14 protein-coding genes are annotated in these 11,286 nt (G+C 41.2%); 10 read left to right on the top strand and 4 right to left on the bottom strand.

Going from position 1 to position 11,286, the window contains the following annotated elements; all coding sequences use genetic code 11:
• The first annotated feature begins 152 nt into the window (after positions 1-152).
• From Q1A31_RS07775 to Q1A31_RS07735, 9 genes are all read left to right on the top strand, one after another.
• Positions 153-569: an alcohol dehydrogenase catalytic domain-containing protein gene (locus tag Q1A31_RS07775; protein WP_299874765.1), complete on the top strand. Its 417-nt coding sequence runs from the start codon at positions 153-155 to the stop codon at positions 567-569.
• 42 nt (positions 570-611) lie between these two features.
• On the top strand, positions 612-1,193 hold the full coding sequence (locus Q1A31_RS07770; protein ID WP_299874762.1) for a zinc-binding dehydrogenase: 582 nt from the start codon (positions 612-614) through the stop codon (positions 1,191-1,193).
• Between the two features lie 317 nt (positions 1,194-1,510).
• Positions 1,511-1,948 (top strand): type II 3-dehydroquinate dehydratase, encoded by a 438-nt coding sequence (gene aroQ / locus Q1A31_RS07765; protein WP_299874759.1) that lies wholly within the window; start codon positions 1,511-1,513, stop codon positions 1,946-1,948.
• A gap of 76 nt (positions 1,949-2,024) precedes the next feature.
• Positions 2,025-2,477: an acetyl-CoA carboxylase biotin carboxyl carrier protein gene (gene accB, locus Q1A31_RS07760; protein WP_299874757.1), complete on the top strand. Its 453-nt coding sequence runs from the start codon at positions 2,025-2,027 to the stop codon at positions 2,475-2,477.
• 98 nt (positions 2,478-2,575) lie between these two features.
• The gene (accC, locus tag Q1A31_RS07755; protein ID WP_299874754.1) at positions 2,576-3,913 is read left to right on the top strand and encodes an acetyl-CoA carboxylase biotin carboxylase subunit; all 1,338 of its coding nucleotides are present in this window, start codon (positions 2,576-2,578) and stop codon (positions 3,911-3,913) included.
• A 28-nt stretch (positions 3,914-3,941) separates the two neighbouring features.
• Complete coding sequence (gene prmA, locus Q1A31_RS07750; RefSeq protein ID WP_299874751.1) at positions 3,942-4,832, top strand: 50S ribosomal protein L11 methyltransferase; 891 nt, start codon at positions 3,942-3,944, stop codon at positions 4,830-4,832.
• 24 nt (positions 4,833-4,856) lie between these two features.
• On the top strand, positions 4,857-5,573 hold the full coding sequence (locus Q1A31_RS07745) for a zinc-ribbon and DUF3426 domain-containing protein (RefSeq protein WP_299874748.1): 717 nt from the start codon (positions 4,857-4,859) through the stop codon (positions 5,571-5,573).
• Between the two features lie 20 nt (positions 5,574-5,593).
• Positions 5,594-6,577 (top strand): tRNA dihydrouridine synthase DusB, encoded by a 984-nt coding sequence (dusB, locus tag Q1A31_RS07740; protein ID WP_299874746.1) that lies wholly within the window; start codon positions 5,594-5,596, stop codon positions 6,575-6,577.
• Between the two features lie 134 nt (positions 6,578-6,711).
• Positions 6,712-6,981 (top strand): helix-turn-helix domain-containing protein, encoded by a 270-nt coding sequence (locus tag Q1A31_RS07735; RefSeq protein WP_131906629.1) that lies wholly within the window; start codon positions 6,712-6,714, stop codon positions 6,979-6,981.
• Between the two features lie 238 nt (positions 6,982-7,219).
• Here Q1A31_RS07735 and Q1A31_RS07730 read toward each other — a convergent pair whose 3' ends face one another.
• The 4 genes from Q1A31_RS07730 to Q1A31_RS07715 form a co-directional block, all read right to left on the bottom strand.
• Positions 7,220-7,849, bottom strand: coding sequence for a hemolysin III family protein (locus tag Q1A31_RS07730; protein WP_299874739.1), 630 nt, complete (start codon positions 7,847-7,849; stop codon positions 7,220-7,222).
• A gap of 111 nt (positions 7,850-7,960) precedes the next feature.
• A complete protein-coding gene (locus Q1A31_RS07725; protein WP_299874737.1) occupies positions 7,961-8,758 on the bottom strand; it encodes a 1-acyl-sn-glycerol-3-phosphate acyltransferase in 798 nt (265 codons plus the stop codon).
• Positions 8,759-8,805: 47 nt separating this feature from the next.
• Complete coding sequence (bioC, locus tag Q1A31_RS07720; protein WP_299874735.1) at positions 8,806-9,645, bottom strand: malonyl-ACP O-methyltransferase BioC; 840 nt, start codon at positions 9,643-9,645, stop codon at positions 8,806-8,808.
• A gap of 111 nt (positions 9,646-9,756) precedes the next feature.
• Complete coding sequence (locus tag Q1A31_RS07715; protein ID WP_299874733.1) at positions 9,757-10,617, bottom strand: alpha/beta fold hydrolase; 861 nt, start codon at positions 10,615-10,617, stop codon at positions 9,757-9,759.
• 42 nt (positions 10,618-10,659) lie between these two features.
• Between Q1A31_RS07715 and plsY the strand changes: the two genes are divergently transcribed.
• On the top strand, positions 10,660-11,247 hold the full coding sequence (gene plsY / locus Q1A31_RS07710; protein WP_131906634.1) for a glycerol-3-phosphate 1-O-acyltransferase PlsY: 588 nt from the start codon (positions 10,660-10,662) through the stop codon (positions 11,245-11,247).
• Positions 11,248-11,286 lie beyond the last annotated feature (39 nt).

Raw genomic sequence — 11,286 nt, 5'->3', positions numbered from 1 at the left:
AACTGCGAAAAGGCTATAAGGTATGATAGTAAAAACAATGACTTGGTTGCTTAATTCAACGGCATTGGGGGGGTGACTTTCTATGAATAAGGTTAGAAAATACAAGTACACTTGTGTAATACATACATCAATATTCTGTAAGGAATCAAACAATGAGCAATACCATACCGAACACCATGACTGCCGCTCTACTCACAGGACACGGTGGTTTGGATAAACTGGAATATCGACACGATGTCGCTACACCAAGCCCTAAAGCCAATGAAGTTTTGATCAAAGTTTCTGCGGCAGGCATTAACAATACTGACATTAATACCCGCATTGCATGGTATTCAAAATCGGTTACTACAGCCACAGACTCTGGTGCTACAGCAGGTTTTGATGATGCGAATGCAGACGATAGTTCATGGACAGGTGAAGCCATTAAATTCCCCCGTATTCAAGGTGCAGACGTTTGTGGTGTGATTGTCGCTGTGGGTGATAAGGTGAGTAGTGAACGAATTGGTGAAAGAGTTATGATCAGAAGTATTATGCAAACTTACACTGAATTTAGACCCTTCGAGTGCTGAACATTTGGCTCAGAAATAGATGGCGGTTTTGCGCAATATACCGTGGCTCCGGCAGCAGAAAGTTACCCTGTAAAAAGTGAGTGGAGTGATGCAGAACTTGCATCGATTCCATGTGCATATTCTACGGCTGAAAACATGTTACATCGGGCAAGTATAAAAGCAGGAGAAACAGTTTTGGTTACGGGTGCGTCTGGCGGTGTTGGATCAGCTGCAGTGCAATTAGTGAAACGTCGTGGTGCTCGAGTTGTTGCAGTTACCAGCCAGTCAAAAGCCGAAGAAGTAAAACAACTTGGCGCAGATGAGATTATATTTCGCGGTGAATCTATCACCGATAAAATAGGAACGGACCAATTAGATGTCGTTATTGATCTGGTCGCTGGAAAAGATTGGCCCATGTTTATCGATGCTTTAAAACGCGGTGGTCGTTATGCGACAGCGGGCGCCATTGCTGGGCCTATGGTCGAGCTAGACATAAGAACATTATACTTAAAAGATCTCACCTTTTTTGGCTGTACGTTTCAGGATGAAATCGTTTTTCAAAATTTGATCAAGTATATTGAGGCCAATGAAATTAAGCCCCTAGTAGCGAAAACCTATCCCCTTTCTGATATCGCAGCAGCCTAAACGGACTTTTTGCAAAAAACACATACAGGCAAACTGGTTTTAATTCCGCCAACTTCTGATGCGTAAATATCCTCAAAATAATAATCAGTGATCAGAGCAAAACAAAGACACGACAAATACTGAAAAACGCCCTATTTCTGCACAAAAAACATAAAACTTCTTGAATTGCGCTAGAAAGCCTCAATTTATGATAAGACCCGCTATTATTCATTATTTTTATTAAAATAGAATAGCCTTTGTCGATATATCGGGTTAAAATTCACCAAATTTGACGCGTTTTGTCTTCAACTTCCTCTAAAATCAAGAAAAAAGCAAAAATGGCTAAAATACTACTACTGAATGGTCCTAACCTGAATTTGCTTGGGACAAGAGAGCCTGAAATCTATGGTTCTGATACTTTAGACGATATTGCCAAACGCCTCGAAAAACAAGCTTCTGAACAATCTCACACCTTTGAGCATGTACAAAGTAATTCAGAATCAACGCTTATAGAAACTATTCACCAGGCAGCCAAAGATGGAGTCGAATTTATTTTGATCAATCCTGCTGCTTATACCCATACCAGTGTCGCCATCCGCGATGCTCTTCTGGGGACACAAATTCCTTTTATAGAAATACATATATCCAATGTGCATCAACGCGAAGCATTCCGTCAGCATTCTTATTTTTCAGATATTGCTGTTGGAACTATCGTGGGCTTGGGTGCACTCGGTTACGAGCTCGGCTTACAGGCAGCTTTCAAACAGTTGGATTAACCATAAAGTCATCATCGGCATTTAAATATCCGCATAGATATGACTAATTTATAGAAATTAAAATAGAGAACACATTATGGACGTTAGAAAAATCAAAAAACTGATAGAGCTAATCGAAAGCAGCGATATTGCTGAACTAGAAATTGTCGAAGGTGAAGAATCAGTAAGAATTTCACGTAACTCTAAAGCCCCTGTATATGCTGCACCTCCAGCTGCAGCTCCACATTATAGTGCTCCACCAGTGGCTACCGATATGTCTGCCTCTCCTGGACTTCCGGACACGAGTGCACCACAAGGCGAAACGATTGATGCGCCAATGGTAGGTACGTTTTATAGTGCCGCTTCACCAACTTCTCCACCTTTTGTTAGCGTTGGAACTAAAGTCGCTATTGGCGATACGCTTTGTATTATTGAAGCAATGAAAATGCTAAACCAGATTGAGTCTGACAAAGCCGGCACTATCAAAGAAATCTTACTAGAAAATGAGACGCCTGTTGAATTTGGGCAACCACTTTATGTTATTGAATAAGCTTGTCTTTTAGTTACAGTTTTTTATAAACACGTTTTATATTAAATTTTTCAAATAGACAGATAAATAATAATCGAGTCAGATATTGAGACAATTAAATGATTAAAAAATTACTCATCGCCAATCGTGGTGAAATAGCATTAAGAATTCTTCGCGCATGTCATGAAATGGATATCAAAACTGTTGCCGTTCATTCAACAGCAGACCGTGATTTAAAACATGTAAGACTTGCAGATGAATCGGTGTGTATTGGTCCACCTTCATCTATGGATAGCTACTTGAATATTCCAGCCATTATTAGTGCTGCAGAAGTTACTGATTCAGATGCGATCCATCCGGGTTATGGTTTCCTCTCTGAAAATGCCGACTTTGCAGAACGAGTTGAGTCTAGCGGCTTTATCTTCGTTGGCCCTAAAGCTGAAACTATCCGTGTTATGGGTGATAAAATTGCAGCAAAAGCGGCAATGATAAAAGCAGGGGTGCCCTGTGTACCAGGTTTTGATGGTCCAATCCCCGATGATCCAGATGCCTGTAAAAAAATGGCACATGAAATCGGTTACCCAATCATCATTAAAGCTACCGGCGGTGGTGGTGGTCGCGGTATGCGTGTTGTTTATGATGAGTCTGACTTATTAGAATCTATCACACTAACCAAAACAGAAGCCGGCGCGGCTTTCAATAACGATGTGGTATTCATGGAAAAATTCCTTGAAAAACCTCGTCATATCGAATTTCAGGTACTTGCAGATACGCACGGCAATGCTATCCATCTTTGTGAACGTGACTGTTCTATGCAACGTCGCAATCAGAAAGTGGTTGAAGAAGCCCCTGCTCCAGGAATCACTCAGGAACAACGTACACGCATGGGCGAAGCAGTATCTAAAGCCTGTATTGATATTGGTTATCGTGGCGCGGGTACATTCGAGTTTTTGTACGAGAACGATGAATTCTACTTTATTGAGATGAACACTCGTCTTCAAGTTGAACATCCAGTTACTGAGTTAATTACAGGTGTTGATCTGGTTAAACAACAATTGCTTATTGCATCCGGTGAAGAACTAAAAATCAAACAAGGCTTGATTCCTCGCGGGCATTCGATTGAATGCAGAATCAACGCCGAAGATCCTGAAACGTTTATCCCCTCTCCAGGTAAAATCGAACGTTTTCACATGCCAGGTGGCTTAGGTGTGCGTGTCGATACGCATATCTATGGCGGTTACACCGTACCGCCCTATTACGATTCCATGATCGGCAAACTGATTGTTCATGCAGAAGATCGTGAAACTGCTATCAAGCGTATGCGTGGTGCACTTTCTGAAATGGTTATCGAAGGCATCAAAACTAATATTCCTCTGCAACGTCGCATTATGGACGATACTGCATTTATTGCGGGTGGTGCGGGTATTGACTATCTTGAGAAAAAATTAGGTTTATAGGATATTTTGATCTTAAGGATACAACAGCATGTCTGAACAACGTTGGTTACAACTGGTTTGTCAAACAGACCAGCAGAACCACGCAATCATAGAAAATGCGATGGAGAGTGCAAATGCACTCTCCATTACCTTTCAAGATGCAAAAGATACGCCGGTGTTAGAGCCTTTACCGGGTGAAACACCGCTATGGGATGAACTCATCATCACCGCCCTATTTGATTACGATACCGATCTCTCTAAGTTGACCAACGCATTAGAGACACACCGTGAAGAGTGGCACGTAGGTAGTGTATTAGTAGAAACAATCGAAGATCAGGATTGGGAACGCGTCTGGATGAAAGATTTTCATCCCATGCAATTTGGTAACAATCTATGGATCTATCCCAGTAATTACGACGTTCCGGAAGATGACAGCGTTAAGATCTTACTCGATCCTGGGTTAGCGTTTGGTACAGGAACCCACCCTACAACCTCTCTTTGTTTAGAATGGTTGGATCAAAATCATCCAACCGATAAATTAGTGATCGATTATGGTTGTGGCAGCGGTATATTAGCGCTGGCAGCGGCAAAACTCGGCTCAAAAAACATTATCGCGACCGATATTGATCCTCAGGCTCTCATCGCGACCTATGACAATATGGAACGGAACAACATCAGCAAGGACACCATCCAGTGCTATTTGCCGGATGATTGTCCTCAACAGCCTGCCGATTTATTGTTAGCCAATATACTCTGCGGACCGCTTTGTGAACTTTTTCCTTTATTCGCCTCACTTACCCGTAGCGGTGGACAACTCGTTCTATCAGGGATTCTGAGCGAACAAAAAGATCAGATACTCGAAACATATTCGGCATCATTTAAAGATTTTGAGGTTAAAATCCTTGAAGACTGGGTAAGAATCAGCGCAATAAAAACTTAATAGCAGAGGTTCTAAGCCACATCCATGTTTACTCAGTGCGAACATTGCAAAGCAATATTTGAAATCAATATGCGCGAAGTGACTATCGCCAAAGGCATGTTGCGTTGTGGCGAATGTCATCAAGTGTTCAATGGCTCAAAAACACTATCGACTAATATGCCTGAACCTTATTCTGATAAGTCTTTAGAATCGGCAGAAAATCAGGAACCCAAAAAACCTGAAGCAATCAGGCATACCGATATCATTACTGATAACAATAAAAAAGATAGCACCAATAAGGCTTCAGAAAAGGAAAAACCACGAGTAATCAAAGGAATCGAAAAGGATTCTGACGGCGTTAGATTAAGATTAAAAACCACCGCCGTACTCTTGTCACTTTTACTAATTACTCAGGTTTTATACCATTACAAAGATGAAATTTTAGGTGTAAATCGGTACGAACCCGATAAAATCCACATGGTTAACCATAATGTCTTTACGCACCCTATAGAAAAAGGCGTGTTATTGATTTCTGCGTCCATGGAAAACGAAGCTGATTTTGATCAGAAGTACCCTATTTTAGAAGTTCGACTGACTGATTCTCAATCCAAACTGGTCGCTTTAAGAAGATTTATGCCGAACGAGTACTTAGAAAACTACATAGAGTCTATGCTGTTAAAAAAGAATTTAGTCACCAACCTTAAATTGAAAATTAAAGATCCGGGCAGCAAAGCCACCCGCTTTCAGTTCAATTTTTTATAATACGCTAAACCATTACCAATATGTCGTATCAGATAGGTTCATATAAGCTCACGAGCAAACTTTTGCTAGCTCCGATGGCAGGTATCACCGATCGTCCCTATCGAGACGTATGTCGTCAATATGGCGCTGGTCTTACATCTTCAGAGATGATCACTTCAGATCTTTCTCTACTTAAATCACGAAAAACACAACAACGACTTCTACAAAGAAACGAACCTAGCCCCAGATCTGCCCAGATTGTCGGGACTGAGCCTCATGTTATGGCAGAAGCGGCAAAATTCAATGTCGATATCGGTGCAGACATCATCGACATCAATATGGGCTGTCCAGCAAAAAAAGTGTGTAATAAAGCGGCTGGCTCGGCACTGATGAAGGACACTAAACTGGTTGCTAAAATTTTAGAACAAGTCGTTGCTGCCGTAGATGTACCTGTCACCCTAAAAATACGTACTGGTTGGGAATCATCTCATCGCAATGCATTAGAAGTAGCACGAATAGCGGAGAACTCAGGAATAGCATCACTCGCCATCCATGGCAGAACCAGAAATCAAGGCTATACGGGACATGCCGAGTACGAAACCATTCGCCAAATAAAACACGCTATTGATATACCCGTATTGGCAAATGGAGACATCAAAACCATTGAAGATGTGCTGTTTATTTTAAACTACACCAACGTCGATGGACTCATGCTTGGTAGAATTAGTCATGGTCAACCATGGATATTTAAAGAGATTAATGATATTTTGGTCAATGCAGCACCAACTTTTCCTATCAAGTTGGAGGAGAAGATTGATACCACTTTAAGCCATATCGATGCCATTCATCGCTACTATGGCACTGATCATGGAGTTCGCATTGCGCGAAAACATATCGGCTGGTATTTATCTAATTTAGTAGGCCAACAACAGAAACTACTAAAACCTTTGACCAAAGAGATCTACCCAATCTCATGCTCGAAGAAGCAATTACAAAAGTTAGAAAGTATTCTGTTAGCTCTTTAAAGGCCATGGAAACAATTTAATACAAACCATCGATGTACCCGTATTGTATTAATATTGATCAATTAAAAAACAATTAGACTTTTGCTTAGAGTCAGCTGCTCTAACAAGACCTAATAACAAGGAAAGTAAAAGCCATGAATCAACCTTTAAAAACACTGCCAGTTATCACTACGACAGGTAGTTCTTTATCAGAAACCACACGCGATACTGTAGAAAACTATTTAATGCTTTTAGGTGATCATGACGCGACGTTTCTATATCGACAAATCATGGATGAAGTTGAAAGACCGTTGTTAGAGGTACTTATGCAACACACCAATGGCAATCAATCACGTACGGCTGCGTGTTTGGGAATCAATAGAGCAACACTTCGCTCGAAACTTAAAAGACATTCTATTATTTAATAGCTGTCTATTCTGATTACCTGAATGGCAGATGCAGAGATATATTTATCCGTGCATTAAACAATAGATCAGTGACATACAAAAACACACAAAAAAGCCTGAAATAATTCAGGCTTTTTTGTGTGTTTCTCGTTCAAATTAACATTCAGACCAACAACATTGATTTACAATTTATATTGGCATCTCTATTGGCACCCCCCTACTTATAGCCGTTTTTTTAGCCACCCCATAGAGAAGACTAAATCACATAAGCAGAGATCGATATATAATGGCTAAGGCTGCCACCTATAACAAACAAATGCCACACACCGTGAGCATGCTTTACCCGATCGCTTAATATAAAGAACACAACGCCCACTGTATAGAGAACACCACCCACCGCGAGCAACCATACACCCGTAGAGGCTAGACTCTCCGTTAACGGTTGTATCGGTATAATGACCAACCAACCCATAACCAGATAGATGATTAGCGGTATTATTCGTTTATTTTCTTTATTCGCATCTTTAGGCCAGACATCTATCAGCATGCCAATCAACGCCAAGCCCCAAACCACACCGAATATTGTCCACCCCCAGTTACCACGCAGCGTGACCAGCATATAGGGTGTATAGGTACCTGCGATCAGCAAGTAAATTGATAGATGATCAAGCTTTTCGAATAAGTCTCGGAAGCGTCCGCTATGACCATGACACAGGGTAGAACTGATATACAAAAGCAATAAGGTAGTGCCATAAATGCTGGCGCTGACAATTTTCCAGGCGTCACCTGTATTTGCGGCTAAAACAATTAAATAGATAAGTCCGGGTACAGCCAAAACTGCGGCAAGAAAATGCGTAATTGTGTTAAATTTTTCTCCTTGCTGCATTTTTTTACTTCCTTTCCTTCTAACTAGTTTTCTTATTTACTTACTCATAACACACTATTTAATAACGTTTTTTAAATTTATTATTTGTAAAAATATTGTTGTAAAGCGTGTTTACCGTTCAGACGATATTGATTTGTTCTCCGTCGATGCTTTTTTGACAACAATAGACTTGATTTGGTTCTCGCACAGTTCAGCTATTCTCTTTCTCTCGCTAAACTCTCCCGCAGGGATCAAAGGAAGAAACGTCAGTATAACATTAATACTCGATTCACCAATGATACCGAGCAGATTCGACATAAAGCTTTGATCTTGCCACAATATTTTAGAGTGTGGCTCACCTTTATCGTTTAAATACTGAACAGCTATGGGTTGGACTGCCAAATTATGATCCATCACAGGCGCAAAGATACGCGCATGAAAACGACGCACATCGCCCGCTGTTGATGTGGTCCCTTCCGGGAACACTAAAATATTATCCCCTGCATTTATTTTGTTAGCGATTTCCTGTGAGGCGCGTTGCGAAGCATTAACCCCACCACGTTTAATATAAACCGTTCCGCCCTTTTCGCCCAACCAACCAATCACAGGCCATTTGCGCACTTCTGCTTTAGATAGAAAACCGGCTCCCATACTTCCAACCACCGGAATATCCAACCACGAAGCATGATTTGCGACCCATAATGCAGGCTGATCTGGAGATGGCACATCACCTTTAACCGTGAAATTTAAACCAACAATTTTTATGACCGTAGCCAGCCACCACTTTCGTACTTGTTTTTGCTTTAAGGTCGGTATGCCTTTATTTTTTTGAGACTTATCACGAGAACTGAATGCACCCATTAAAATCATGCCAATAATCGACAATATAATTAAAGCGGGGATTTTGTATAAAATACGTATAAATTTCATGTGGAGTAAAATATTAGAATGAACAAATAATTAATGTGTTGATGAAATTATACCTTTTGAATCGGAATAACATGATCAAAATTATCAAGTTTTAAACCTTCTCCCACCCAGGCGTGACCATAAATGACTTCCCACGTAGCGGGGTATAAACCCTCATCTGTTTTAAATTGCTCGTAGGCTGTTTCAAAATCTTTTAACTTTTGCTTACCCATCAATCCTTTACTGCGGCCGCTGTGACTGTTATTTGCGCCAATCTGCTTAATATCACGCATAATCTGGCGCACATTCGTATAGGTCATGGTAATCATTTCCATGTCCGTCACCGGATTGATAAAACCTGATTGTAAGAGCGCATCACCAATTTCATGCATATCCAGAAAATGACTGGTGTGTGGTACATCATCTACGGCTGCCCAGCTCTCGCGCATCTCGCGTAATGTTTCCGGACCCAGAGTACTGAATAACAACAGCCCATTGGGCGCTAATACACTGTGAAAACCCGCAAAGGTTTGTTTTAAATTATTACTCCACTGCAGCATTAAGCTAGAGATGATTAAGTCTATGCTATCTGCTTTTAGTGGTAATTGTTCGGCATCGGCGCAAACGGCAAGTGGCTTGCGAAACCAGCCACCCAATTGTTGGCTTTTGCGCGCCATGCTATGCGCCAGGTCTAACGCGACTATTGAAGATTTGGGATAACGCTTGAGTAAATCCTCAGTAATAAAACCGGTACCGGATCCGACATCCAACACGGTTTTCGGCGAATGTTTGATGTAATCCAAACGTCCCGAAAGTCGATTCGCTACTTCTTTTTGCAGCACTGCAGAGGCATCATAGGTATCTGCGGCGCGTTCAAAGTGAAGGCGTGTGGTTTTCTTATCGAACATGATTAATATTTATCAACTGTTATTTGTTTAACGACTTCATATGGGATTTAACGACTTCATATTGGATTTAACGACATTTATATCGTTATCTATTTCTTTAACAATGTAACATCATTCTAAAGTATCTATAAAAGTCGATACTGCGCTAACGAATTCATCGGGGTGCGTCATAAAAGGCGCGTGCCCGGCATTCTCAAGGAGCGTGATTTGAGCATCAGAACGTAAAGATTTCAAATCATTTATCACATCAGCCGGTATTAATCGGTCTTTACCTGCGAACAACCAGTGTTGTGGATGTTGACTGACGCTGTTTCTGAAATCGCTCTCTGCTAGTAGCTTCAAGCCTAATGTTAAAGAATCTGAAGTCACCCCACTCTTCACCCCCCTACTTTTAGGCACTTTTTCTGAAGATGCTGCTTTGTCTTCTGCAGGACAAATATCCTGAACTAGCGCTCGCTGAATCTCTTTCGAACCGGCAACACCCATAAACTGCAACGCAATAAAACGCTTCAACGTACCTTCCGTATCTTTGTGTAAATTGATCGCAAAATTATTCAGCACCTTCAAACTCATGGCATGCGGCCACAAGCTTTCTGTACTTTCATCCTGAGAGAAACGTAATGTGCTAGCCACCAAGGTTAAAGACTGTATTTTTTCTGGTATTTCATCAGCTAAAGCCTGAGCAATTAAACCACCCAACGACCAGCCCATGATATGCACTTTTTCCTGACCCAATTCATCGATCAAATCAGAGAATAGTGCCACGATGTTTTGCATCGAGTCTGCGTTGACGTCGTTATTAATGCCATGACCCGGTAAATCTACCAAATGAATTTGATAACGTGACTCCAGGGCCGGTAACACGGGTTTCCAGACATTTGAGTTCATACCCCAGCCGTGTAACAACAAAAGTGTGGGTCTATAATCTGATGACGATCCAAAACCTGATGATTTTACTAAAAGTTTTTTCATTTTTTGCTACACTGCTCAGACACTCATTTTCTTGGTCATATCATGCCTTATTTCCTGGTTATTCTCGCCTATTTTCTTGGTTCAGTATCAACCGCTGTGATTAGCTGTAAGATGCTTGGCAAAGTTGACCCAAGGACCGTAGGCTCTAAAAACCCGGGCGCAACCAATGTACTGCGTTATGCTGGAAAAAAAGCCGCTTTTTTCACATTATTAGGTGATCTACTGAAAGGCCTGGTTCCCGTCGCGATTGGTCATGCACTGGACCTTAGCTGGGGCTGGCTAATTTTGGTTGGTATTGCTGCATTCATTGGTCATGTATACCCGATTTATTATGGCTTCAAAGGCGGCAAAGGTGTTGCCACTGCTTTAGGTGTGTATTTAGCACTGAATCCAATCGTTGGTATTGTAGTTATTTTAACCTGGTTAATATCCGCACTGGTTTTCAATATTTCTTCTCTTTCTGCCTTGATTGCAACACTGCTCGCACCGCTCTACTTTTTCTGGGTAACAAGCTCCTTAGATCTATTTCTGGGATTAGTCTTAATCACGGCGATTATCTACTGGCGTCATCGTACCAATATCGTTGAAATCATCGATGGTACAGAAGATAAAATCTCTGAGAAAAAATAGTCAGATCATTCCAGTAAAGTATGCGGAAAAAATATGCGG

This window comes from uncultured Cocleimonas sp. (genome assembly GCF_947495625.1).
Taxonomy (GTDB): domain Bacteria; phylum Pseudomonadota; class Gammaproteobacteria; order Thiotrichales; family Thiotrichaceae; genus Cocleimonas.
The sequence above is the reverse complement of the archived record's forward strand: the minus strand, read 5'-3'. Positions and strand labels throughout refer to the sequence as shown.

Coding starts and splice junctions, on each gene's coding strand:
- Q1A31_RS07745 (WP_299874748.1), top strand. CDS start 4,857: ATGTTTACTCAGTGCGAACATTGCAAAGCAATATTTGAAATCAATATG.
- Q1A31_RS07715 (WP_299874733.1), bottom strand. CDS start 10,617: ATGAAAAAACTTTTAGTAAAATCATCAGGTTTTGGATCGTCATCAGAT.
- Q1A31_RS07775 (WP_299874765.1), top strand. CDS start 153: ATGAGCAATACCATACCGAACACCATGACTGCCGCTCTACTCACAGGA.
- aroQ (WP_299874759.1), top strand. CDS start 1,511: ATGGCTAAAATACTACTACTGAATGGTCCTAACCTGAATTTGCTTGGG.
- prmA (WP_299874751.1), top strand. CDS start 3,942: ATGTCTGAACAACGTTGGTTACAACTGGTTTGTCAAACAGACCAGCAG.
- plsY (WP_131906634.1), top strand. CDS start 10,660: ATGCCTTATTTCCTGGTTATTCTCGCCTATTTTCTTGGTTCAGTATCA.
- accC (WP_299874754.1), top strand. CDS start 2,576: ATGATTAAAAAATTACTCATCGCCAATCGTGGTGAAATAGCATTAAGA.
- Q1A31_RS07725 (WP_299874737.1), bottom strand. CDS start 8,758: ATGAAATTTATACGTATTTTATACAAAATCCCCGCTTTAATTATATTG.
- Q1A31_RS07730 (WP_299874739.1), bottom strand. CDS start 7,849: ATGCAGCAAGGAGAAAAATTTAACACAATTACGCATTTTCTTGCCGCA.
- dusB (WP_299874746.1), top strand. CDS start 5,594: ATGTCGTATCAGATAGGTTCATATAAGCTCACGAGCAAACTTTTGCTA.
- bioC (WP_299874735.1), bottom strand. CDS start 9,645: ATGTTCGATAAGAAAACCACACGCCTTCACTTTGAACGCGCCGCAGAT.
- accB (WP_299874757.1), top strand. CDS start 2,025: ATGGACGTTAGAAAAATCAAAAAACTGATAGAGCTAATCGAAAGCAGC.
- Q1A31_RS07735 (WP_131906629.1), top strand. CDS start 6,712: ATGAATCAACCTTTAAAAACACTGCCAGTTATCACTACGACAGGTAGT.